The 23165-nt window shown below is 65.6% G+C and carries 19 protein-coding genes and 1 pseudogene; 4 read left to right on the forward strand and 16 right to left on the reverse strand.

What is annotated here, in order from left to right; genetic code table 11:
* Positions 1–4 precede the first annotated feature (4 nt).
* The 8 genes from P2869_RS14705 to bamE all read right to left on the reverse strand — a co-directional run bounded on the left by P2869_RS14705 (position 5) and on the right by bamE (position 9413).
* A complete protein-coding gene (locus tag P2869_RS14705) occupies positions 5–1276 on the reverse strand; it encodes a glutamate-5-semialdehyde dehydrogenase (RefSeq protein WP_277596858.1) in 1272 nt (423 codons plus the stop codon).
* Between the two features lie 249 nt (positions 1277–1525).
* A complete protein-coding gene (gene holA, locus P2869_RS14710) occupies positions 1526–2710 on the reverse strand; it encodes a DNA polymerase III subunit delta (RefSeq protein WP_277596859.1) in 1185 nt (394 codons plus the stop codon).
* Between the two features lie 30 nt (positions 2711–2740).
* A complete protein-coding gene (gene lptE / locus P2869_RS14715) occupies positions 2741–3292 on the reverse strand; it encodes an LPS assembly lipoprotein LptE (RefSeq protein ID WP_033351422.1) in 552 nt (183 codons plus the stop codon).
* 131 nt (positions 3293–3423) lie between these two features.
* A complete protein-coding gene (leuS, locus tag P2869_RS14720; protein ID WP_277596860.1) occupies positions 3424–6018 on the reverse strand; it encodes a leucine--tRNA ligase in 2595 nt (864 codons plus the stop codon).
* 290 nt (positions 6019–6308) lie between these two features.
* Positions 6309–6809 carry a biopolymer transporter ExbD gene (locus P2869_RS14725; protein WP_277596861.1) on the reverse strand — a complete coding sequence of 167 codons (501 nt, stop codon included), beginning with the start codon at positions 6807–6809 and terminating at the stop codon, positions 6309–6311.
* 17 nt (positions 6810–6826) lie between these two features.
* On the reverse strand, positions 6827–7561 hold the full coding sequence (locus P2869_RS14730) for a MotA/TolQ/ExbB proton channel family protein (RefSeq protein WP_199543845.1): 735 nt from the start codon (positions 7559–7561) through the stop codon (positions 6827–6829).
* A 64-nt stretch (positions 7562–7625) separates the two neighbouring features.
* Positions 7626–8423: a 4-hydroxy-tetrahydrodipicolinate reductase gene (gene dapB / locus P2869_RS14735; protein WP_277596862.1), complete on the reverse strand. Its 798-nt coding sequence runs from the start codon at positions 8421–8423 to the stop codon at positions 7626–7628.
* Positions 8424–8507: 84 nt separating this feature from the next.
* Positions 8508–9413 carry an outer membrane protein assembly factor BamE gene (gene bamE / locus P2869_RS14740; protein WP_277596863.1) on the reverse strand — a complete coding sequence of 302 codons (906 nt, stop codon included), beginning with the start codon at positions 9411–9413 and terminating at the stop codon, positions 8508–8510.
* A gap of 123 nt (positions 9414–9536) precedes the next feature.
* On the opposite strand from bamE, the gene fur reads away from it, so the two are divergent.
* Positions 9537–9965: a ferric iron uptake transcriptional regulator gene (gene fur, locus P2869_RS14745; RefSeq protein WP_017777047.1), complete on the forward strand. Its 429-nt coding sequence runs from the start codon at positions 9537–9539 to the stop codon at positions 9963–9965.
* Between the two features lie 86 nt (positions 9966–10051).
* On the opposite strand, the gene P2869_RS14750 is transcribed toward fur, so the two are convergent.
* The 3 genes and pseudogenes from P2869_RS14750 to P2869_RS14760 form a co-directional block, all read right to left on the reverse strand.
* Positions 10052–10588: an ureidoglycolate lyase gene (locus P2869_RS14750; RefSeq protein ID WP_017777048.1), complete on the reverse strand. Its 537-nt coding sequence runs from the start codon at positions 10586–10588 to the stop codon at positions 10052–10054.
* Positions 10585–11598, reverse strand: coding sequence for an allantoicase (gene alc / locus P2869_RS14755; protein ID WP_277596864.1), 1014 nt, complete (start codon positions 11596–11598; stop codon positions 10585–10587). Before alc ends, P2869_RS14750 begins: the two co-directional genes overlap by 4 nt.
* A 320-nt stretch (positions 11599–11918) precedes the next feature.
* Positions 11919–13163 (reverse strand): annotated as a pseudogene (locus P2869_RS14760) (C4-dicarboxylate transporter DctA); the annotation flags it as partial.
* A gap of 218 nt (positions 13164–13381) precedes the next feature.
* Between P2869_RS14760 and P2869_RS14765 the strand changes: the two are divergent.
* On the forward strand, positions 13382–14080 hold the full coding sequence (locus tag P2869_RS14765; protein ID WP_277596866.1) for an FCD domain-containing protein: 699 nt from the start codon (positions 13382–13384) through the stop codon (positions 14078–14080).
* Between the two features lie 147 nt (positions 14081–14227).
* On the opposite strand, the gene gap is transcribed toward P2869_RS14765, so the two are convergent.
* Positions 14228–15238, reverse strand: a complete 1011-nt coding sequence (gene gap, locus P2869_RS14770; protein WP_017777052.1) for a type I glyceraldehyde-3-phosphate dehydrogenase — start codon at positions 15236–15238, stop codon at positions 14228–14230.
* 109 nt (positions 15239–15347) lie between these two features.
* Positions 15348–17378, reverse strand: a complete 2031-nt coding sequence (gene tkt / locus P2869_RS14775) for a transketolase (protein WP_026121901.1) — start codon at positions 17376–17378, stop codon at positions 15348–15350.
* Between the two features lie 525 nt (positions 17379–17903).
* Here tkt and P2869_RS14780 point away from each other — a divergent pair.
* Positions 17904–18317, forward strand: a complete 414-nt coding sequence (locus tag P2869_RS14780) for a VOC family protein (protein ID WP_026121902.1) — start codon at positions 17904–17906, stop codon at positions 18315–18317.
* A 35-nt stretch (positions 18318–18352) separates the two neighbouring features.
* Entirely contained in the window at positions 18353–19093 is a 741-nt protein-coding gene (locus tag P2869_RS14785) for a 16S rRNA (uracil(1498)-N(3))-methyltransferase (RefSeq protein WP_017777055.1), read from the forward strand.
* A 104-nt stretch (positions 19094–19197) separates the two neighbouring features.
* Here the strand turns inward: P2869_RS14785 and P2869_RS14790 are convergent, their stop codons facing one another.
* From P2869_RS14790 to P2869_RS14800, 3 genes are all read right to left on the reverse strand, one after another.
* Positions 19198–19758 carry a barstar family protein gene (locus tag P2869_RS14790; RefSeq protein ID WP_026121903.1) on the reverse strand — a complete coding sequence of 187 codons (561 nt, stop codon included), beginning with the start codon at positions 19756–19758 and terminating at the stop codon, positions 19198–19200.
* A 16-nt stretch (positions 19759–19774) separates the two neighbouring features.
* Complete coding sequence (locus P2869_RS14795) at positions 19775–20206, reverse strand: ribonuclease (protein WP_017777057.1); 432 nt, start codon at positions 20204–20206, stop codon at positions 19775–19777.
* A 538-nt stretch (positions 20207–20744) separates the two neighbouring features.
* Positions 20745–23057 (reverse strand): NADP-dependent malic enzyme, encoded by a 2313-nt coding sequence (locus P2869_RS14800; protein WP_017777058.1) that lies wholly within the window; start codon positions 23055–23057, stop codon positions 20745–20747.
* Positions 23058–23165 lie beyond the last annotated feature (108 nt).

Below are 23165 nucleotides of genomic sequence, written 5' to 3' on the forward strand. Positions count from 1 at the left end.
AGAACTACTGCCGCCCTTCCCCGTGCCCGAACACCACGTACTTGAGCGACGTAAGCCCTTCCAGCCCAACCGGGCCACGTGCGTGCAGCTTGTCGTTCGAGATGCCGATCTCGGCACCCAGGCCGAATTCGAAGCCGTCGGCAAAGCGCGTTGAGGCGTTGAGCATCACGCTCGCCGAATCGACTTCGCGCAAAAAGCGCATGGCGCGGTCGTGGTCTTCGGTGACGATGGCGTCCGTGTGGGCCGAGCCATAGGTGTTGATGTGCTCGATGGCGGCGTCGAGGCTGTCCACCACCTTGATCGCGAGCACGGGCGCGAGGTACTCGGTGCTCCAGTCCGCCTCGGTTGCATCGATGAGCGGGCCCACGCCCGCTGCCGCCAGCACCGCGCGGGCCGCCGGATCGACGCGCAGCTCGACTTGCTTGTCGCGATAGAGCTTGCCGAGCGGCGGCAGAATCTCGGCTGCGATGCCGCGCGCGACGAGCAGCGTTTCCATCGTGTTGCAGGTGCCGTAGCGATGCGTCTTCGCGTTGTCGCAGACGGTGAGCGCCTTCGCGATGTCGGCCCGGTCGTCGACGTAGACGTGGCAGATGCCGTCCAGGTGCTTGATCATCGGCACGCGGGCTTCGGCCATCAGGCGTTCGATCAGGCTCTTGCCGCCGCGCGGCACGATCACGTCCACGTATTCGGTCATCGTGATCAGCTTGCCCACCGCGGCCCGGTCGGCCGTTTCCACCACCTGCACGGCGTCCTGCGGCAGGCCCGCGGCGCGCAGACCTTCGGCAATCAGTTTCGCGAGCGCAGTGTTGCATTCGAGCGCTTCGGAGCCGCCGCGCAGAATCGTCGCGTTACCCGACTTCAGGCACAGCGCGGCGGCATCGATGGTCACGTTCGGCCGCGACTCGTAGACGATGCCGATCACGCCCAGCGGCACGCGCATCTGCCCCACCTGAATGCCGCTCGGACGGTACTTGAGATTCGAGATTTCACCGATCGGGTCCGCGAGCGCGGCCACCTGACGCAGCCCCTCCACCATCGTGGCAAGCGCCTTGTCGGACAGCGTGAGCCGGTCGATGAATGCGGCGTCGTGCCCTTTCTCGCGCGCCTTCGCGAGGTCACGCGCGTTGGCCGCCTTGAGCGCCGCGGCGTCGCGCTCGATGGCGCGTGCCACCGCTTCGAGCGCGGCGTTCTTCGCGGCCGTCGACGCTCGCGCCATTGCGCGCGAAGCCTGGCGGGCGCGGCGACCGAGGTCGGTCATGTACTGGTCGATGTCCATGGTGATGTGTCGTGATGCTGCGCGTTCGCGAGGTCCGTTCCGGCGGCGCGTTGCGCGTGATGTCGTATCTGCTTGCACGGAGTCTCAGGATTGTAAGTCCTGCCGACCCCGTTTGCTCGCGGCCAAGGTTTGCCGTGAAGCTTGAAAGGGCCGCTGCGGTGGACGCTCGTGTCTTGCCTTGTCTCTCGCGCCCTGTCGTGCAGTCTGTCGTGCGCCGCGCCGTTTCGCCTTTGCGCGCGGCGTCGGCATTCAGACTGGCCGGCCGCGGATTGGCCTCGATGGCGCTGGCGCTGCTGGCGCGGCCGGTCCAGCCGGCCGCCCTCCGGACGCGCGCCCTGCCGGCGCAGCCGGCCTGCCCGACGCTGCGTTCGTCTGCGCGGGCGACGGCGCCGCAACCGTCATGGCGAGTTCGAAGAGCCCGTCCCACGCATCGGGCGGCAGCAGGTCGCGCCGCTCGCCTCGCGCGTTCGCGGCAAGCCCCTTCACCTGGCGATCGAGCCGCGCCGCAATGGCAAGCGCACGCTCCAGCGCAGGCTCCGTGATGCGCGACAGCGCCGGTCCGACGAGCCGCTCGCGCGGCCCCCAGACGCGGTTCTCACGCAGCAGCATGGCGAGCGGCTTGCCGGCCGCCACGCCGCGCTTGACGCGCAGCAGCGTGCGCAATTCCTCTACCACGGCCCACAGTACGAGCACGGCCGCCTCGCCTTCGCCGCGCAGACCGTCCAGCATGCGCGCCAGCCGGCCGACGTCGCCCGCGAGCATCGCCTCGTTGAGCTTGAAGACGTCGTAGCGCGCCACGTTCAGCACGGCGTCGTGAATCTGCTCGAAGGAGAGCACGCCGGCCGGATACAGCAGCCCGAGCTTCTGGATTTCCTGATGCGCGGCGAGCAGGTTGCCCTCCACGCGTTCGGCGATGAATTGCAGCGCGCGCCGGCCCTCTTCGCCCGGCGCCACGCGCTGCCCCTGCTGCGAGAGCCGCTGGCCCACCCAGTTCGGCAGCTGCGCGCGCTCGACCGGATCGATCTTCAGCGCGACGCCTGCGTCGGCCAGCGCCGTGAACCACGCCGACTTCTGCGTGGCCGCGTCGAGCCGCGGCAGCGTGACGAGCGTCAGCACGTCGGGGCTCGCGCCCGCGGCCAGCGTCTTCAGCGCTTCAGCACCTTCCTTGCCTGGCTTGCCGGACGGAATGCGCAGCTCCACGAGCTGGCGGTCGCCGAACAGCGACATCGACTGGCTCGCGCCCAGCAGCGTGCTCCAGTCGAAACCACGCTCGACGGTGAAGACGTTGCGGTCCGTGAAGCCGGCCGCGCGCGCCGCGGCGCGGATGCGGTCGCACGCTTCCTGCGCGAGCAGATGCTCGTCGCCATAGACGACGTAAAGGCCGGCGAGGCCTTTACCAAGGTGTGCTTCGAGTGCGTCGAGTCGCAGTTGCATGGCGCGGGTGCGTTGCGCTGATGAGTCAGGTCACAGCGGCGGCGGCGGCAGCGGCGCGCGCGGCGCGACGCTCGGCACTTCCTGGCCGGGCGCCGGGTGCAGCGTGTGCACGACGCCGAGCCGGCGCGTGAGCTGGTCGACCGCGTCGTTCTGCATGTCGGCGTACAGGATGTCCGCCTCCTGGCCCTTCGCGAGCGAGTACTGGGTGCTGTAGGTCATGGCGCGGTTCAGCGCGATGACGCTCGGGTTGATCAGCATCGTGCCGTCCGCGCCGACGAGCGTGTAGTTCAACGAGTAGTTGAGCTGATACTCCTCCACTACGCCGAGCGTGCTCAGCGTCAGCGTGCTGATGCCGCGCGCCTCCGATACGCGCAGCACGGCATCCGCGTTCGCGGGCGAATTGACGACGACGGTGTCGCTGCCGCCTTCCACCATGCGCGTGAGGCGTGCCGCCACGGGCGCCGGCGCGCCGACGATCGCGAGGCGCTTGAACGCGTAGTTCTGCTGGCCGCGCAGCTGGAAACCGCAGGCGGACAACATCAGCGCGCCACATGCCAGCGTCAGAAACGATCTACGAATCACTTGGGCTCCCGAGGTTCACGACGGTTCGAAGCGGCGGTCTGTTCGACTGGCCGGACACACCGTCTGGACCGAAAACGATCGCTCGCGTCTGGCGCCCTTCAGAACGGACCAGGGCGCAAGACGCCGCATGCTTACACCACGATGTTGACGAGGCGGCCGGGCACGATCACGACCTTCTTCGCGGGCTTACCCTCGCCGAACTTCGCAAACATTTCGTGGGCCAACGCCGCCTGCTCGATCGCTTCGCGCGCCGCATCCTTCGCCACGGTCAGCGCGCCGCGCACCTTGCCGTTCACCTGCAGCACGAGTTCGATCTCGGCCTGCTCGAGCGCCTTTTCGTCGACCTTCGGCCACGACGCATCCAGCAGCGTGCCGAATTCGGCGGCATAGCCGAGTTCCTGCCACAGCCGGTACGTGACGTGCGGCACGACCGGGTACAGCACGCGCAGCAGGACGCCGAACGTTTCGCGCAGCACGGCGGGCTGCGCGCCCTTCGCACCTTCCAGCGCGTTCAGCATTTTCATGGCCGCCGACACCACCGTGTTGTACTGCAGACGCTGATAGTCGAAGTCGGCCTGCTTGAGCACGCCGTGAATCTCGCGGCGCAGCACCTTGTCGGTTTCGGCGAGTTGCGCGGCATCGAGCGCGGTCTGCGCACGCAGCACTTCCGCGTTCGCGTAACCGAAGCCCCACACGCGGCGCAGGAAGCGGCTTGCGCCTTCCACGCCTGCGCCCGACCATTCGAGCTGCTGCTCCGGCGGCGCGGCGAACATCGTGAAGAGACGCGCGGTATCGGCGCCGTACTGGTCGATCAGGAGCTGCGGGTCGACGCCATTGTTCTTCGACTTCGACATCTTTTCCACGCCGCCCAGCACGACAGGATTGCCGTCCGCATTCAGCGTGGCGCCCACGGGGCGGCCCTTGTCGTCGTGCGTGACCGCCACTTCGGCCGGGTTGTACCAGGTCTTCTTGCCCGCGTCGTTCTCGCGGTAATACGTTTCGTTGAGCACCATGCCCTGCGTGAGCAGGTTCTTCGCGGGCTCGCCGAACTTCACGAGACCCATGTCGCGCATCACCTTCGCCCAGAAGCGCGAGTACAGCAGGTGCAGGATGGCGTGCTCGATGCCGCCGATGTACTGATCCATCGGCATCCAGTAGTCGGTGCGTTCGTCGACCATCGTGGTCGCGTCCGAGGCCGGATAGCGCGAGAAGTACCAGGACGAATCCACGAAGGTGTCCATCGTGTCGGTTTCGCGCTTCGCGGCTGCGCCGCACCTCGGACACGTGCAATTCAGAAACGCCTCGGACTTCGCGAGCGGGTTGCCCGTGCCGTCCGGCACGAGGTCTTCGGGCAGCACAACGGGCAGGTCCTGCTCGGGCACCGGCACGTCGCCGCAGCTCGGGCAATGGATGATGGGGATCGGCGTGCCCCAGTAGCGCTGGCGCGAGATGCCCCAGTCGCGCAGGCGCCAGGTCACCTGACGGTCGCCCACGCCGAGCGCCTTCAGGTCGGCGGCGATCGCCTTCACGGCGTCTTCGTGCTTGAGGCCGTCGTACTTGCCGCTCGCAACACACACGCCCGCTTCCTTGTCGCCGTACCACTCCTGCCAGGCGTCGGTGGAGTACGTCTTGCCCGGCACGTCGACCACCTGCTTGATGGGCAGACCGTATTTCTTCGCGAACGCGAAGTCGCGTTCGTCGTGCGCGGGCACGCCCATCACGGCACCTTCGCCGTAGCTCATCAGCACGTAGTTGCCGATCCAGACCTCGACCTGCTGGCCCGTGAGCGGATGCGTGACGAAGAAGCCCGTGGCCAGGCCCTTCTTTTCCATCGTGGCCATGTCGGCTTCCGCGACGCCGCCGTGCTTGCATTCTTCGATGAATGCCTGCAGGTCCGGCCGGCCCTCGGCAAGATGCGTCGCGAGCGGATGCTCCGCGGCGATCGCGCAGAACGTGACGCCCATGATCGTGTCGGCGCGCGTGGTGAACACACGCAGCAGTTTCTGCTCGCCGTCGAGTTCATACGGGAAGCCGAAGTTCACGCCGTAGCTCTTGCCGATCCAGTTCTGCTGCATGACCTTCACGCGTTCGGGCCAGCCGAGGCCCTCCAGGTCGTTGAGCAGTTCGTCGGCGTACTGCGTGATGCGCATGTAGTACATCGGGATTTCGCGCTTCTCGACGAGCGCGCCCGAGCGCCAGCCGCGCCCGTCGATCACCTGTTCGTTGGCGAGCACGGTCTGGTCGACCGGGTCCCAGTTCACGGTGCCGGTCTTTTTGTAGACGACGCCCTTTTCGAGCATCTTGAGGAACAGCCACTGGTTCCACTTGTAGTAGTCGGGCTTGCAGGTGGCCACTTCGCGCGACCAGTCGATCGCGAGGCCCATCGACTGCATCTGCCCCTTCATGTACGCGATGTTGTCGTACGTCCACTTCGCGGGCGGCACACCGTTGGCCATCGCGGCATTTTCGGCGGGCATGCCGAACGCGTCCCAGCCCATCGGCATCAGCACGTTGTAGCCGTTCATCCGCAGATAGCGGTACATCACGTCGTTGATCGTGTAGTTGCGCACATGGCCCATGTGCAGCTTGCCCGAAGGGTACGGCAGCATCGAGACGCAATAGAACTTGGGCCGGTCGGTGCGTTCGGTGGACCGGTATGCGTCGCTCGCGCGCCATTCGCCCTGTGCGGTGGACTCGACGTCGGAAGGAACGTATTTTTCGTGCATGGTGTGGATGGGATTTCGCCAGGTTCGGTGCAGCGCACCGGGCCGGGTGCGTTTGCCTTGTTGATGTCGCGCTCGCCGCCGTTCGGCGAGACCCGCAGACTTTTCGCGGGAAACGACGATTATACCGTCCGCAACGGGACGCCTTCCGCGCGAGCGCGGGGTTTTGCGGCTGGAAGCGGTTTGCGCAGTGGTCTACGAAGCGGCCTGAGACGCGGTCTGAGACGCGGCCTGAGAAGCGGCGTGGGTTCGAGAACCGGCTGTTCGGCCAACTGGTTACCCGTCTAGACCGGCTACGGTTTGGTCGCGGCAGCCGCAGGAGCCGGCGCGGGTGCAGCCGGCGCAGGTGTCGCAACGTCCGGAGAGCCGCCGCCCTGGCCTTGCGGTGGCTCGGTCACGAAGCCGATGCGTTCGAGCCCCGCCTCTTGGGCCGCGCCCATCACCTGCGCAATCACTTCGTAGCGCGTGGCGCGTGCGGCCCGCAGCTGGATCTCGGGCTGCTCGGCGCGCCGGCCGGCTTCGGCGAACTGCGCGCGCATCTGGTCAGCGCTGACGGGCCTGGCGTTCCAGTAAATCTTGCCCGCGGCGTCGATGGAAAGCGTGATGGTTTCGGGCGTGGGTCGTGCCGGCGCGGCCGCGACTTTGGGCAGATCGAGCCGGATGGCGTGCGTGAGCAGCGGCGCCGTAATGATGAAGATGACGAGCAGCACCAGCATCACGTCGATGAGCGGCGTCATGTTGATGTCCGCCATCGGCGCGGAATTCTGGTGCTTGTCGAGTCCGCCGAATGCCATGCCGCGCTCCTCGTGTCTCAGCCTGCGGACACCCGACGCCCGCTCGCGTCGCGTTGCGGTTCGCGCGGCGGCGCCGGGGCGTCATGGGCATCGGGTCCGCAGACGTACGCGTGGAGGTCGTGTGCGAAGCCGTCCAGGTCTTCGGAAAGCTGGCGCGCGAGGCGGCCCAGTATGTTGTACGCGAGCACCGCCGGAATCGCGACCACAAGGCCAAACGCCGTCATGATGAGCGCTTCGCCCACGGGGCCCGCCACGTTTTCAATCGCGGCCTGGCCGCTCGACGCGATGCTGCCCAGCGCGTGATAGATGCCCCAGACGGTTCCGAGCAGGCCAACGAACGGCGCCGTACTGCCCACCGAAGCGAGCAGCACCTGGCCGAATTCGAGCCGACGCTGAGAGGTATTGAGCGCCTGACGCAACGCGCGAAGCACGCGTTCGCTTCTGTCCACACGGGCGAGCAGCGCGCCGGGGAGGTCCGCTTCGGCAGCCTGCTGTGCCGCCTGCGCGAGCGGCAGGAAGATACGTTCGCGGTCGGCGCGGCGCACCGCGTCTACGCCTTCGGCAAGCGTCTTCGCCTGCCAGAACTGCGCGAGGGCGCGCGGCCCCTGGGTTTTCGCGCGCACGAGCATCCAGGTTTTGACGAGCAGGAAGCACCAGCTCGCCATCGACATCGCGAGCAGCACCCAGGCCACCGCGTGCGTGATCGCGTCACTCGTCTGGAGGTAGTGAAGGATACCGGTGCTTGCTGCCATGGGACCTCGCTACGCCGGTGGCCGTTGCCGCGCTGCGCACGGCGCGGGATAGGGGACGGCGCGCTCAGCGCAGGCCGAGCACGTCCTGCATGTCGTAAAGGCCGGTGGCGTGGCCTTCGAGGAAGCGCACGGCGCGCATCGCACCTTGCGCATAAGACTGGCGGCTCGCGGACTTGTGCGTAATCTCGATACGCTCGCCGATGCCCGCGAAGAGCACCGTATGGTCGCCCACGATGTCGCCGCCGCGAATGGCCGAAAAGCCGATGGTGGACGGATCGCGCTCGCCTGTCACGCCGTGACGGCCATACACGGCGCAGTCGTCCAGATTGCGGCCCAGCGCGCCGGCAATCGCCTCGCCCATCATGAGCGCCGTGCCGGACGGCGCATCCACCTTGTGACGGTGATGCGCTTCGATGATCTCGATGTCGTAACCGGTCGCGAAGTAGCGCGCCGCGAATTCGAGCAGTTTGAGCGTGACGTTCACGCCCACGCTCATGTTGCCGGCAAACACGATGCCGACCTTTTCCGCCGCAGCCTGCACGTGGGACTTCTGCTCGGGCTCGAAGCCCGTGGTGCCGATCACGAGCTTCACGTTGTGACGCAACGCGGCATCGATGTACGTCATCGTGCCTTCGGGCCGCGTGAAGTCGATCAGGTAGTCGGCTTTTGCGAAAACCTCGTCGATATCGCTCGTGAGCGGCACGCCGCTCGTCTTGCCGAGAAACGCCGCCGCGTCCTGACCGAGCTGGGGAGAATCCGCGCGGTCCAGCGCGCCGGCAAGCGTCGCATCGGGATCGTTGAGGACGGTTTCGATCAGCATGCGGCCCATTCGGCCCGATGCACCGGCGATGGCGATTTTCATGAGCTTTCCAGCAAGTCGGAGGGTAGGCGGAAATCACGGCGGGACCGCGCTGCGCGCGGCCCGCTCGTATGGCGGACCGTCAGGTCAGCCGCCCGCTCCCTGCCCATTTGAAGACGTCGGCGAAGACGTGAGCGGCGCGTTGTGCGTCGGCGCCGTGCTGCTATTGTCCTGCGTGCCCGTGGGTCCAACCGGGTTCGACTCCGGCGCCGTAGGGGCCGGCGCCGGCTTGCGACGCAACTGGATCTGCTGCTGCGGCGTGGTATCGACGCTGGACGGCACCCCCACACCGCTGCGCGGCGCGTTGGCCCGTGCCGACGATCCGCTGGCTGACGGCGTCTGCACCGCGTTGGTCGCGCGGTTCGCGGCCTGGGCGGCCTGCGCGTTCGGATCGGTCTGCGGCAGCGCGGCGGCATCCGCCGCAACGCCGGGCTGACCCGCCGTGTCCGGCACCGTGGGCGCATACGGCGCACTTGCCGGCGCGGCCGCAGCGGCCGGCGCAGCGCTTGCCGCACTCGCCGGCGCAGCGGCTACGGGCTTCGCCTTCTTGCCGCTCTTGTCGCCATCGATCTCGGCAAGCAGTTCCAGGTTGGACGGCAGATCGTCGCCGCCCGACCAGCTCGCCACGCGGTCGCCCGCGAAGTTCACGATGAAGTCACGCTGCTGCACGACGGAGGTCGAGCCGCGCTTGAAGTAGAAGATGTAGTCCCACCGGTCGTCGTGGAACATGTCCGTGAGGAGCGGCGTGCCGAGCAGCTGCTTCACTTCGGCGCGGGACATGCCTACCCGCATCTGCGCGGCCGCCTCTTTCGAGACGAAGTTGCCCTGCACGACGGTGATGCGATACGGCGTAATGCGCTGGGCGATACGCTGAGTCAGGCTGTCGTAGGTCGAACATCCGGCCAGAACCACGCATGCTGCCGCGATAAGGACGCCCGTCATGGTGCGCGCCGAACGGCTGCCCCGGTTGATCAATTGAAATTCTGGAATCATGTCCCTCACCGTGCGGGCTGCCCTTTCAGGCGTGAAGCCGCGCGTATTCTGTCGATAGATGACCGGAACGGCAAAAACCCATTACCATTAGAACCCTGCATTGTACTCCAGGGACTCATCGTCATGACCAATCCAACCGATCTCAAGAACATCGGGCTCAAGGCGACCCTGCCGCGCCTCAAGATCCTGGAGATATTTCAGCAAAGTCCGGTGCGTCACCTCACGGCCGAAGACGTCTATCGCAACCTGCTGCACGAGGAACTGGACATCGGGCTCGCCACGGTCTATCGCGTGCTGACGCAATTCGAGCAGGCGGGTCTTCTCACACGCAGCAACTTCGAATCGGGCAAGGCGATTTTTGAGCTGAACGAAGGGTCGCACCACGACCATCTGGTGTGTCTCGATTGCGGGCGCGTGGAAGAATTTTTCGACGCCGAAATCGAAAAGCGCCAGCAGGCCATTGCGGCCGAGCGCGGTTTCAAGCTACAGGAGCATGCCCTCGCGCTGTACGGCGCGTGCACGAAAGAAAACTGCCCGCATCGCAAGCATTGATGCAGCGGGCCGCTGACGCCGCGGCCTGAGGCAGGCTCCAACGCAGCGTCGGCAACGCGCCTTTCCCCACCCTCGCCAACTTCCCGCTACCTCTCTACCTCGCCTGGCCGCTCCGACAAAACGAGCTGCCAGGAATGCTCGAGCGCGATCTCGTCGCAATTCGGCCCTTCCCCGCCGCGATCGATCACCACGAAATCGCTCACGTGATCGAGCGCGATCAGCGGATGGTGCCAGACACCCCTCGCGTAGTTGACGCCCTGCCAGCCGTTGCTCACGAAGGCACGCATGCGCGAGGCGTCGAACTCGCCCGCAGGCGCCACCACCACGGCATAGCGCGCGCAAGCGAGCGGCAGAAACGCCTGACTGCCGCGCGGATGCCGCTCCATCAGCGCAATCTCGAACGGTAGCGCGCGCGGCTGCGCGCGAAACACGTTGACGAGCGGACGGCCGCCGTCGGCGCACACGTCGAGCGTCGCGAGGTCGTGATAACGCTCGGTGGTGCCGCCGTTGATCGGAAAATGCCGCGCGCCGGCAAGTTCGATCACGTCGCCGAACGGTGCGAACGTTTCGCGCGCCAGCGGTTCGACGCACAGCACGTTCTTCGCGATCGCAGACGTACTCATGCGAGCTCGCCCCACAGGCGCAGTCTCGATACGCCGCCGTCCGGATAGATGTTGAAGCGCACGTGCGTGACCACGCCGAGCGACGCCAGCTGCGCGGCCTCGAAGGTATGCACGTGGTCCATTTGCAGCGACATTTCGGGCAGCAGCACGGGCCAGAACATGGCCTGCGTGACGAGCGATTCGTCCGTCCCGCCCACCACGTGTGCAGCTTGCAGCGAGCAGCGGTCGGGGAAATTGCCCTTGAAGTGCGCCGTGTCCACTTCGATCTTGCGGATCACGCCCGGACGCGCCAGCGCGACGATCGCCCAGTCGTTGCCGGGCTCGCGACGGCGACGCGTCTCCCAGCCGTCGCCCATGTTCACGCCGCGGCCCGGCATCAGCATCTGCGAGGCGGCGCCGAAATGCTGGTTGTTGGCCGTCACCAGCCAGGCGCCGTTTTCGACGGCGGCCAGATCGACCAACGCACCCGCTTCCACGTGCGTCCAGTCGCGCTGCGGCTGTCCGTAGACACGCAACCGCGCGAGGCCGCCATCGGGATAAAGGTTCACGCGAATATGCGTGCACGGCGCGGTGGGCAGCACCGTCACGTAGTGGTGCTGATTACCTTGCAACGTCGTGGCAGGCACGAGCGGATGCCATTCGATGTCGTCGGGCGGCAGGTCGCCTTCGGCATAACACGCTTCAAGCGAAGCGGCCGGCGGGAAATTGCCCGTGAAGTGGCTCGTATCCAGATCGACGCCATGCACGACGCCCGGCCGCGCCAGCTTCACGATGCACCAGTCGTGGCCCGCGGTGCGCTTGCGGCGCGTCTCCCAGCCGTCCATCCACTTGCCGTGGTCGTCGTACTTGCCCGGAATGAACACCGCGGGCAGCGGATCGAGCATGCGCTCCTTCGGCGCGAAAAACTCGTCGCTGGCGACGAGCGCCTTTGCGCCCAGACGCGGGTCGGCCAGATTCATGTAGCGGCGCGTGAAGGCGGGCGCGTTCGGATCGAGGATCGGAGTAGCCATGTTTTCAGGTCGAAGAGGAAGAGGAAGAACGGGAAGCCGCGCTTGCGGGCCCACTGTGCATGAGGGGCGCTCGCGGCCGGCTCGCATCAGGTGCGAGCCGGCCGATGGGGAATCAGGATGAAGTCATGACGCGCTCACGACGGACGGCGCTCGATTGCTCCATTGCATTGGCAACACCCGGTTCGCAGCCATCCGTCGCGATGTTCAGAACGCGATCAGACCGCACGAAGCTCGTCGCCGGCAGCCGCTTGTGCGGTTGCGGGTACGCCGGCCGGCAGGGCTTGCGCGTCGGCCGCGCCGAAGCGCAGCGTCGGGTCGAAATCGAGCACGCGGCGCGCGCGGGCCTTGTCGATGTCGTTCTCCCACACGGCCACCACCACCGTGGCCACGCAGTTGCCGATCAGGTTCGTGACCGCGCGGGCAATGCCGACAAACCAGTCGACCGGCAGGATCAGCACGAGCCCGAGCACCGGAATGGCCGGAATGGCGGAAAGCGTCGCGGCGAGAATCACGATCGCGGAGCCCGGAATACCGTGCGCGCCCTTCGACGTGACGAGCGACACCAGCAGCACCACGATCAGGTCGTGCAGCGACAGCGGTGTATTGGTGGCCTGTGCGATGAACAGCACGGCAAGCGTCAGATAGATCGAAAAGCCGTCCAGGTTGAACGAATAGCCCGTGGGAATGACGAGGCCGACCGTCGAGTCCTTCACGCCCATCCATTCCAGTTTGCGCATGACCTGGGGCAGCACGGCGTCGGAGGACGCGGTGCCGAGCACGATCGAGAGTTCCTCGCGCAGATAGCGGATCAGCTTGAACACGCTGAAACCCGCGAGCCGCATCACCACGCCGAGCACGACCACCACGAACGCGAAACAGCTCGCGTAGAACACCATCACGAGCAGGCCCAGTTGCTTGAGCGATCCCACCCCGTACTTGCCGGTGGTGAATGCAATGGCGCCCAGCACACCGAGCGGCGCGAGCTTGATGATGAAGCTCATCACGCGGAATAACACCTGGGCGATGTCGTCGATCAGGGTGCCCACGCGCCGCCCCTTTTCGCCGAGCAGCGAGAGCGCCGCCCCGAACAGCACGGAGAACACGAGAATCTGCAGCACGTCGCCTTTGGCGAAGGCGTCGAACGGCGTGTCGGGGATGATCTTCAGCAGAAAGCCGGCCGTGTCCTTCAGGCTCTTCGCGTTCGTCGCGTAGGTGGTCAGCGCCGTCGCATCGAGCGTCTTCACGTCGACGTTCATGCCGGCGCCCGGTCGCGTCACCCAGGCCAGCACCGCGCCGATCATGAGCGCAATCGTGGTCATGATTTCGAAGTAGACGACCGACTTGATGCCGACGCGGCCGACCTTGCGCAAGTCGCCGGCATGGGCCATGCCGCTCACCACGACGCAGAACACGATGGGCCCGATCACCATCTTGATGAGCTTGAGAAAGCCGTCGCCCAGCGGCTGAAGCGACTGGGCGAACTGCGGATACAGCGCGCCGAGGGCGACGCCCACGACGAGGGCGATCACTACCCGCCCAAACAGCGAATTGAAAAACCTCGACACGGCGGCCTCCTGTTCCGGATTCAACAGTTCATACTGGTCTGACCAGTACTGTTATGGCGGATAGTAGGAAGCCGATATAGTTGCGTCAAGAAATCAAAAAACGGGGTTTACCCCCGGACTCATGTGACGCCCTGTCGGTTGGTTCCCGGTTTCGTGGGCAGGCGCGGCATCGGCGACATCGGTTTAGAATGCCGGTCAGACCACGCTGCCGGAGCATCATGAAGAACGTCCCGCACACCGTTACCGACACCGCCATCGCCACCATCCGCGAAAGGATCGAAGGCGGCGCCTATCCGGTGGGCAGCCTGCTGCCCGCGCAGCGTCAACTGTCCGAGGAACTCGCCATCAGCCGGGCGTCGCTGCGCGAAGCGCTCTCGCGGCTCGAAGCGCTCGGCATGTTGAAGATTCGGGCCGGCAAGGGCGTCTACGTCGAGAACGCACAGGCGAGCACCCCGCAGGCCTGGCGCTTCGCCGATCAGTCGTCGCTGCCGGACACCTATCAGATGCGTTACGCGCTGGAAGGCTTTGTCGCGCGAATGGCGGCGCTCGCGATCACGGACAGCGACGTCGAGTGGTTCGACGAAAACGTCGCCGCACTGCATGGCGCGCTGGCCGCAGGCGAGCTGGACGAAGCGGCACAACTGGACTTCGATTTCCACATGCGCATCGTGAGCCTCGCCGGCAATGCCGCCATCGAAGCAATTCTGCGCAGCAGCGCCGACATCATGAAGGAAAGCCAGCGGATGCCGTTTTACCGCCGCGAGCTGCTGCTCTCGACGTATCACGAGCATCGCGAAATCGTGGACGCACTCAAGGCGCGCAACAGCGAAGCGACGGGGCGCGCCATCGAGGTCCACATCGCGAATGCGGCGCAGCGCGCGGGGGTGTACTTTCCGACTCCGCAACGCACGGCCTGAAGCGGCACGAACGAACGCGCCACGCCAAAACAAAGACGCCACGGAGAGCATCGCTTCCGTGGCGTCTTTGTTTTGTGGTCCGCATCCTGCACCGGACCACTGCCCGCAAGCGAACGCGCCTAAGCGCGCCCGCCTGCACGACGGCAATTACTTCGCGGTAGCCAGCGCCACCGCCGTGTCCAGCATGCGGTTCGAGAAGCCCCACTCGTTGTCGTACCAGCTCGACACCTTCACGAGACGGCCCGACACCTTCGTGAGCGTGGCGTCGAACGTAGACGAAGCCGGATTGTGGTTGAAGTCGACCGAGACGAGCGGCGCGACGTTGTAGCCCAGAATGCCCTTCAGCGCGCCTTCCGAGGCTTCCTTCATGATGGCGTTGACTTCTTCCACCGTGGTGTCGCGCTTCGCGATGAACGACAGGTCGACGATCGACACGTTGATGGTCGGGACGCGAATCGCGTAGCCGTCCAGCTTGCCGTTCAGTTCCGGCAGCACGAGGCCCACAGCGGCAGCCGCGCCCGTCTTCGTCGGGATCTGGCTGTGCGTGGCCGAGCGCGCGCGACGCAGGTCTTCGTGATAGACGTCGGTCAGCACCTGGTCGTTCGTGTACGCGTGAATCGTGGTCATCAGGCCGTTTTCCACGCCGATCTTGTCGTTCAGCGGCTTGACGAGCGGCGCGAGGCAGTTCGTCGTGCACGATGCGTTCGAGATCACCGTGTGCTCGGCCTTCAGCGCGTTGTGGTTCACGCCGTAGACGATGGTGGCGTCCACGTCCTTGCCGCCCGGCGCGGAGATGATCACCTTCTTCGCGCCGCCCTTGATGTGCGCGCTCGCCTTTTCCTTCGTGGTGAAGAAGCCAGTGCATTCCATCACGACGTCGACGCCCAGCTCGCCCCACGGCAGCTCGGCCGGGTTGCGGTTGGCCAGCACGCGGATGCGGTCGCCGTTCACGACGAGGTAATCGCCATCCACGCCGACTTCACCCGGGAAGCGGCCGTGCGCCGTGTCGTACTGGGTGAGGTGCGCGTTCGTCTTGGCATCGCCGAGGTCGTTGATCGCGACAAACTGGATGTCGTGCTTCTTGCCGCTTTCATAGAAGGCACGCAGCGTGTTGCGGCCGATCCGGCCATAGCCGTTGATTGCAACGCGAATCGTCATGGTTTATCTCCTGATGGATGGCAAAAAAAATACCTTCTAGTATCCGCTGATCGACGGATCCCGCCGAGCGGCACGACGTCGCGCCAGCCCGCCGGGACACCGGCGCGCATCAGTCCAGTGCAGCCTTCGCCGCGTCCACGACGTGCTCGACGGTGAAGCCAAAGTACTTGAACAGCACGCCTGCGGGCGCCGATTCGCCGAACGTGTCGATACCGACCACGCTGCCTTCGAGGCCCACGTACTTGCGCCAGAAATCGGTCACGCCCGCTTCGATGGCGACGCGGCGCACGCCCTTGGGCAGCACGCGCTCGCGGTACTCGGCGTCCTGCCGGTCGAATGCGTTGGTAGACGGCATCGACACCACGCGCGCGGCAATGCCTTCCCGCGCGAGCGGTTCGACGGCCTTCAGCGCGAGTTCGACTTCCGAGCCGGTCGCGATCAGGATCACCTTGCGCGCGACCACTTCTTCGTCCCAGTCGCGCAGCACGTAGCCGCCCTTCGCGATGTTCGCGATCTGCGCGTCGGTGCGCGGCGAGAACGGCAGGTTCTGCCGGCTGAAGACGAGACACGACGGACCGTGATGCTCGATCGACTGAGTCCAGGCCACCGCCGTTTCGACCGTGTCCGCGGGGCGCCAGAGCGTGAGGTTCGGAATCAGGCGCAGGCTCGAGAGATGCTCGATGGACTGGTGCGTCGGACCGTCTTCACCCAGGCCGATGGAGTCGTGCGTGAACACGAAGATGGACGGCACCTTCATGAGCGCGGCCATGCGCAGCGCGTTGCGGCTGTAGTCCGAGAACGTCAGGAAAGTGCCGCCGAACGGCCTGTAGCCGCCGTGCAGAGTCATGCCGTTGATGGCCGCGCTCATGCCGAATTCACGCACGCCGTAGTTGATGTGGTTGCCCCACTGGATGGCCGTTTCGCCGGCGCGCGGCGCGCGCACGGGCTTCGACGCCTTCCAGTTCGTGAGGTTGGAACCGGTCAGGTCGGCCGAGCCGCCAAGCAGTTCCGGCAACGCCGCAGCCAGGCCTTCGATGGTTTGCTGCGAGGCTTTACGCGTTGCCACCGTTTCGGCGCGCTCGTTGGCGCCCGCGATGATGGCCTGCGCCTTCTGCGCCCAGTCGGCGGGCAGCTTGCCGGCGCTGCGGCGCTCGAACTCCGCGGCTTCCTGCGGGTACTTCGCCTTGTATTGCGCGAATGCTTCGTTCCATGCCGATTCGAAACGCGCGCCCGATTCCTTCGCATCCCACGCCGCGTAGATGTCCTGCGGAATCACGAACGGCTCCCACTTCCAGCCGAGCGCTTCGCGCGTCTTCGCGATTTCGTCTGCGCCCAGCGCCGCGCCGTGCACGTCGTGGCCGCCGGCCTTGGTGGCCGCGCCCTTGCCGATCACCGTCTTGCAGCAGATGAGCGTGGGTCGGTCCGACTTCTTCGCCTGCGCGATCGCAGCGTCCACGGCATCCACGTCGTGACCGTCCACATGGGGAATCACGTGCCAGCCGTAGGCCTCGAAGCGCTTCGGCGTGTCGTCGTGGAACCAGTTCACCACGTCGCCGTCGATCGAGATGCCGTTGTCGTCGTAGAGCGCAATCAGCTTGTTCAGCTTGAGCGTGCCCGCCAGCGAACAGGCTTCGTGCGAGATGCCTTCCATCAGGCAGCCGTCGCCGAGGAACACGTACGTGTGGTGATCGACGATCTTCGCGTCCGGCTTGTTGAACTCAGCGGCGAGCAGCGACTCGGCGAGCGCCATGCCCACTGCATTTGCGAGACCCTGGCCGAGCGGGCCCGTGGTCGTTTCCACACCCACGGTGATGCCGTATTCGGGGTGGCCCGGCGTCTTCGAATGCAGCTGGCGGAAGTTCTCGAGTTCTGCCATCGGCAGGCCGTAGCCCGTCAGATGGAGCAGCGAGTACAGCAGCATCGAACCGTGGCCGTTCGAGAGCACGAAGCGGTCGCGGTCGGCCCAGTGCGGATTGACCGGGTTGTGCCGCAGATGGCGCGACCACAGCGCAACGGCGATTTCGGCCATGCCCATCGGCATGCCCGGGTGGCCGGAGTTCGCCTTTTGAACGGCGTCCATGGCGAGCGCGCGAATCGCGTTGGCCATGAGGGAAGTGGGAACGGGAGACGGGGTCGTCATGTCGAGTCCGGAGAACGAGAGTGCAAAAAGGCGGCGTGCGCAGCGGTGCGGGCAGTCCGGAGGCTCGGTGGCCCGTCAACTCCGACGCACGGTGCGGCGCCGGAAGACGCGAAACGGGCAGAGCAAACGGACAGGGCTGCAAAGCACGTCATTCTAACAGATCGAACCGGAGGCTCCCGGCCGATCCGGCGACGACGGCGGCGCCCAAAACGGCCCGGGACGGCACGCCGGCGCGGGTTTCGCCAAGGCATGCGACCTGCGGTAGGGCTCGCGATGCAGACACGCCTTCGTCGCGCGAGAGCATCAGCAAGCGGTGCGCCCGCGCGCTTTTGGTGTTCCCTTGGCGTCCCTTTGGCCCCCGTGCGGCACGCGATAAACTAGGGCCCCTGAGCCAGTCCGTGCGGACCGTCCCGCCGGACGAAGCCGCATCGCTTGCACCTGACCTCGCACCGACGACACGCCCTCCGGCCGCGTGTCGTCGGGTTTTCTGCAATCCGCCCCGCCCGCCCCGAGGAGGAACGTTCGATGGATGCCCCACGCCCAGCCGGAGTGCCGTGGTTGACGCCGTACCTGACCGTGCGCGACGCACACGCCACCATCGCCTTTTTCGAAACGGCGTTCGGGTTTCGCGTGCGCGACTGCGTACAGGACGACGGCGCCATCATGCACGTGGAGATGACCTACCAGCAGCAACTCATCGTGATGTTCGCGCCCGAAGGCGCGTTCGGCTCGGCGGCGAAAACGCCGCGCAGCGCAGGCGCCATCGCGCCGCAATCGTTCTACCTGTACGTGGACGACGTCGACGGCACGTACGCCCGCGCGCTGGCAGCCGGCGCGAAGTCGCTGAGCGAGCCGCAAGACCAGTTCTGGGGCGACCGTTTCGCGCAGATCGAAGATCTGGACGGCTACCGCTGGGCGCTTGCGCGCCATCTGTCGTGACAGAAGTGAAGGAATAGAAGGAAGAGATCCGCGTCATGCCCCGTTTCTTTGTCGATCACGCGCTTCATCCGGGCGCCACGCTGCAGTTGCCGGACGACGTCACGCGCCACGTTCAGGTGCTGCGATTGCACTCTGGCGACACCATCGAACTCTTCAACGGAGAAGGCGGCCAGTTCGACGCAGAAATCGTCGAGATGGGCAGGCGCGATACCCAGGTGCGGGTGGGCGAATTCCGTGCCGTGGAAGCCGAGCCGCCCTACCGGCTCACGCTGGCCCAAGGCATTGCGGGCAGCGACAAGATGGACTGGTTGATCGAGAAAGCAGTGGAACTGGGCGCGGCGGCGTTCGTGCCGCTCGTCACGGCGCGCAGCGTCGTGCGGCTTAGCGGCGATCGGGCGGCCCGGCGGCAACTGCACTGGCAACGCATTGTTCAGGCGTCCTGCGAACAATGCGGACGTAATCGGCTGCCCGACGTGGCGGCTGCTCAGGAGCTCGATGCCTGGCTGGAATCGCTGCCGACATCGCCGGCTGAAGGAGAAATGCGCCTGTTGCTCTCGCCGCGCGCGAACCAGCCGTTCGCGGCACTCCCGCACGAGGCGCCGCGAGGCAACGTCACGCTACTGATCGGCCCCGAAGGCGGCCTTTCCGCCGACGAAGAAGCGGCTGCGCGAGAGCGTGGCTTTACCGCGATCGGGCTCGGCCCACGCGTGCTGCGCACCGAAACGGCCGGCATCGCCGTACTCGCGGCGCTGGCGGCGCGTTGGGGCGGCTGGTGAGCCGTCCGCTCGTTTAACAATCCCGGCCCGAAAAGCACAAAGCCCGCCGTGAGGCGGGCCTTGCAATGTCGGCTGGCGCTGTGGCGCCTGTCGTGCCGCTCAGGTCAGGCGAACGAGTAAAACACGCGGAACGCCACCTTGCGTTCAGCCCAGAACTCGGCTGCTTCGCGAAACACGTCGAGCAGCGTTTCGCGCCCTTCCTTGTCGAACTTCTGCGCGATCGGCAAGCCTTCCAGCACGATCACGAAGCCCGGTTGCGTGCCGGCCTTGTGCACGAGGTCGGTGAGGCAGTCGTAGAGCGCGTCATAGTTCTTGCCGAAGTGCTTCGGAAACAGGAACGACGTGGCAATCGTCTCGAGCACTTCCTGCTTGCTCTGCGCGTTCGCGCAGTGTGCGTAGAGGAAATGCTGCTGGAGGCGGTTCGCTTCGTCGGCCAGTTCCTGCACGCGAAACGCGCGGATCGATTGCACGATGTTCGGTCGTACCGTTCTGAACAGGCCCGTGGACCCTTCGTTCGTTGAAAGCATAGTGCTGGCTTCGCCCTGGATGTCCCTGCCCTGACCGGTGGCGTGCATCTGCACGACGCGCTGGAACAGATTGCCTTCGCCGGCCGCGAAAAGATCCGTCGCGACCCCGGAGTCGTGCGCGTAGATGTTGTCGCTCATGCCGCTCATCCCAATGTCATTCAACAATGCGTTTAAAACTGGCGTAGTGGTCGTCGGAGTAATAACAGTTGTCGATTCGCCGCAGCGGACCGCCGCAGACGATGCGCCGCGCGCCACGATTGCGCGCACGAGGCGTAGGGACGGTGTATTCGTGGTAATAGCCGCGCCGGTGCGGCGGCAGCAAACGCTCGAAGTTGCCGAATACGACGCCGTCCTTATCGTACGGGTAAGGTCCGCCAGCCGCTATGAGGTTCAAGGTATTGACCGCCTGCGGCGGCAGCTGGGCCCGCGTGACGACACCCTGGGCGTCTTGCGAGCCCTCCGCTACAGGAGCGGGAAGCTCGCGTGCAAGCGCGTTGCCAGCGAAAAGTGCGCCCACATTGCCGGCCGCGAGGACGGCGCTCGTTGCGGCGACTAGCACGCCGTTGCGGAGCCACTTGCGTGCCATGTATCACATTCCCGCTATCGAATAAACGAGTTCGACGACCATGAAAGGTGTAAGGGTATCGCTATTAGTCGCGGGAATCAATGATGGCCGGGTAACCGAAAGGCTTTTCGCCGCCTCGGCTGAACATTGCGCGCCCACACGATCCGTCTGTGTTGACGATAGTTCACAGATAAATTTATCTCAATCGAGATAAAATTGCAGCACAGTATGCGAACGCGACGGTTGCCACCGCTGTTGCATGAGGGTTCGTGTGCTGTAGCCCAAGCCTGTAGGTGGCAGTTTGAGGGCAGCGACTGTGCGCTTTACCTCGAGGCGTGCCCGTTCGGGCACGCCTTTTTTTCGTCTGTACTTTGCCGCTCAGGCCACGACTGCGTGTTCTGGTTTGAATTTTTCACAGGCGCTGCAGTTGGCCCTTACGAGGCGGCTTTAGCGCGCCTTCACGCTGCGTGAGGACATACTACCCGGGACGTACTACCGATATCGCGGCCGATGCAAACGGCATACGCCGTACTGACATCAGCCGCTCTCCAACGCTCCGTCAGCGAACCGAAGCGTTCTGACGTGCCGCCGCCACGTCAGCCACCAGCAGCGCGGTCATGTTGACGATCCGGCGCACGGTGGCCGAAGCGGTCAGCACGTGCACCGGCTTGGCGGCGCCCAGCAGGATCGGCCCGATCGCGATGTTGTTGCCCGCCGCCGTCTTCAGCAGGTTGTACGAGATGTTGGCGGCGTCGATGTTCGGCATCACCAGCAGGTTCGCGTCGCCTTCGAGCGTGGAGTCGGGCAGCACCTCGCGGCGCAGGTTGGCGTCGAGCGCCACGTCGCCATGCATTTCGCCGTCCACCTGGAGGTCGGGTGCACGTGTCTTCAGGATTTCGAGCACGTCGCGCATCTTCTGCGCGGACGGTGCGTTGCTCGTGCCGAAGTTCGAGTGCGAGACGAGCGCGATCTTCGGCACGATGCCGAAGCGGCGCACTTCCTCGGCCGCCATGATCGTGATTTCCGCCAGCTGTTCCGGCGTCGGGTCCACGTTCACGTGCGTATCGACGAGGAAGATCTGCCGGCCCGGCAGCACGAGCGCGTTCATGGCTCCATAGACGCTGCAGCCCGGGCGCTTGCCGATCAGCTGATCGATGAAGTGCAGGTGGCGGTGCGTCGTGCTGATCGTGCCGCAGATCATGCCGTCGGCTTCACCCTTCTTCACGAGCATCGAGCCGATGAGCGTGGTGCGGCGGCGCATCTCGAGCCGCGCCATCTGCTCGCTGATGCCCTTGCGCGACATCAACTTGTAGTACGTCTGCCAGAAGTCGCGGTAGCGCTCATCGTGGTCGGTATTGACCACCGTGTAGTCCTGGCCGGCCACGAGCCGCAGGCCATAACGCGCGATGCGCTGCTCGATCACCGAAGGTCGACCGATCAGGATCGGCTTGGCCAGCTTCTCGTCCACCACGATCTGCACGGCGCGCAGCACGCGCTCTTCCTCACCCTCGGCGAACACGATGCGCTTCTTCTCCGGCTCCGCGCTGCGCGCGAGCTGGAAGATGGGCTTCATCGTCGTGCCGCTGTGATAGACGAACTGCTGCAGGTGCTGCACGTAGCCTTCCATGTCCTCGATGGGACGCGTCGCCACGCCGGAGTCCATCGCGGCCTTCGCCACGGCGGGCGCGATCTTCACGATGAGGCGCGGATCGAAGGGCTTCGGAATCAGATACTCAGGGCCGAACGAGAGATCCTGAATGCCATACGCCGTCGCGACGATGTCGCTCTGCTCCTGGCGCGCCAGTTCGGCAATCGCGTTGACCGCGGCGATCTCCATTTCCCGCGTCACCGTCGTGGCGCCCACGTCCAGCGCGCCGCGGAAGATGAACGGGAAGCACAGCACGTTGTTGACCTGGTTCGGGTAGTCCGTGCGGCCCGTGGCGAGCACGGCGTCCGGGCGCACTTCGAGCGCCAGCTCCGGCAGGATTTCCGGCGTCGGATTCGCGAGCGCCAGAATCAGCGGATTGGCCGCCATCTGCTTGACCATCTCCTGCTTGAGCACGCCGCCTGCGGAGAGGCCGAGGAAAACGTCGGCACCTTCGATCACCTCGGCGAGCGTGCGTCCGCTCGTTTCGCGTGCGAAGCGCTCCTTGTCCGGGTCCATCAGCTCGGTGCGGCCCTTGTAGACCACGCCGGCGAGGTCGGTCACGAGAATGTTTTCGATCGGCAGACCCAGGTCGACGAGCAGGTCGAGGCACGCCAGCGCCGCCGCACCCGCGCCCGACGTCACCAGCTTCACCTTCGAGATGTCTTTGCCCACGACCTTGAGGCCGTTGGTCACGGCCGCGGCCACCACGATCGCGGTGCCGTGCTGGTCGTCGTGGAAGACGGGAATCTTCATGCGCTTGCGGCATTCGCGTTCGACGATGAAGCAGTCCGGCGCCTTGATGTCTTCCAGGTTGATGCCGCCGAAGGTCGGCTCGAGCGCGGCGATCACGTCGACCAGCTTGTGCGGGTCCGATTCGTTGAGTTCGATGTCGAACACGTCGATGCCGGCGAACTTCTTGAACAGCACCGCCTTGCCTTCCATGACAGGCTTCGACGCGAGCGGCCCGATGTTGCCGAGCCCGAGCACCGCCGTACCGTTGGTCACCACGCCCACGAGGTTGCTGCGTGCCGTGAAGCGCGCCGCGTTCAGCGGGTTCTCGACGATCTCTTCGCAGGCGAACGCCACGCCCGGCGAATAGGCGAGCGCGAGGTCGCGCTGGTTGATCATCTGCTTGGTGGGCGCAATCGCGATCTTCCCCGGGCTCGGGAATTCGTGATAATCGAGCGCGGCTTCGCGAAGCTTGGTATTGGCGGAATTCGACATGAGAGGCGGGCTTCTGGTGCGGATTAGAATGGATCTTCGAGAGACAGTCGGCTGCATTGTAGCGCCAATCCCCCTGCCGATTGCTTTCACTTCAGGCGCAGGTGCCGC

Source organism: Paraburkholderia sp. SUR17 (assembly GCF_029536165.1).
GTDB lineage: Bacteria > Pseudomonadota > Gammaproteobacteria > Burkholderiales > Burkholderiaceae > Paraburkholderia > Paraburkholderia kururiensis.

Excerpts from the sequence above, each read along its gene's own strand:
- gap (WP_017777052.1), bottom strand. The coding sequence starts at position 15,238 with ATGACGATTCGCGTTGCAATCAACGGCTATGGCCGGATCGGCCGCAAC.
- P2869_RS14705 (WP_277596858.1), bottom strand. The coding sequence starts at position 1,276 with ATGGACATCGACCAGTACATGACCGACCTCGGTCGCCGCGCCCGCCAG.
- holA (WP_277596859.1), bottom strand. The coding sequence starts at position 2,710 with ATGCAACTGCGACTCGACGCACTCGAAGCACACCTTGGTAAAGGCCTC.
- alc (WP_277596864.1), bottom strand. The coding sequence starts at position 11,598 with ATGGCTACTCCGATCCTCGATCCGAACGCGCCCGCCTTCACGCGCCGC.
- tkt (WP_026121901.1), bottom strand. The coding sequence starts at position 17,378 with ATGACGACCCCGTCTCCCGTTCCCACTTCCCTCATGGCCAACGCGATT.
- bamE (WP_277596863.1), bottom strand. The coding sequence starts at position 9,413 with ATGATTCCAGAATTTCAATTGATCAACCGGGGCAGCCGTTCGGCGCGC.
- P2869_RS14800 (WP_017777058.1), bottom strand. The coding sequence starts at position 23,057 with ATGTCGAATTCCGCCAATACCAAGCTTCGCGAAGCCGCGCTCGATTAT.
- P2869_RS14765 (WP_277596866.1), top strand. The coding sequence starts at position 13,382 with ATGAAGAACGTCCCGCACACCGTTACCGACACCGCCATCGCCACCATC.
- fur (WP_017777047.1), top strand. The coding sequence starts at position 9,537 with ATGACCAATCCAACCGATCTCAAGAACATCGGGCTCAAGGCGACCCTG.
- P2869_RS14780 (WP_026121902.1), top strand. The coding sequence starts at position 17,904 with ATGGATGCCCCACGCCCAGCCGGAGTGCCGTGGTTGACGCCGTACCTG.
- leuS (WP_277596860.1), bottom strand. The coding sequence starts at position 6,018 with ATGCACGAAAAATACGTTCCTTCCGACGTCGAGTCCACCGCACAGGGC.
- P2869_RS14785 (WP_017777055.1), top strand. The coding sequence starts at position 18,353 with ATGCCCCGTTTCTTTGTCGATCACGCGCTTCATCCGGGCGCCACGCTG.
- P2869_RS14790 (WP_026121903.1), bottom strand. The coding sequence starts at position 19,758 with ATGAGCGACAACATCTACGCGCACGACTCCGGGGTCGCGACGGATCTT.
- P2869_RS14795 (WP_017777057.1), bottom strand. The coding sequence starts at position 20,206 with ATGGCACGCAAGTGGCTCCGCAACGGCGTGCTAGTCGCCGCAACGAGC.
- P2869_RS14725 (WP_277596861.1), bottom strand. The coding sequence starts at position 6,809 with ATGGCATTCGGCGGACTCGACAAGCACCAGAATTCCGCGCCGATGGCG.
- P2869_RS14750 (WP_017777048.1), bottom strand. The coding sequence starts at position 10,588 with ATGAGTACGTCTGCGATCGCGAAGAACGTGCTGTGCGTCGAACCGCTG.
- P2869_RS14730 (WP_199543845.1), bottom strand. The coding sequence starts at position 7,561 with ATGGCAGCAAGCACCGGTATCCTTCACTACCTCCAGACGAGTGACGCG.
- dapB (WP_277596862.1), bottom strand. The coding sequence starts at position 8,423 with ATGAAAATCGCCATCGCCGGTGCATCGGGCCGAATGGGCCGCATGCTG.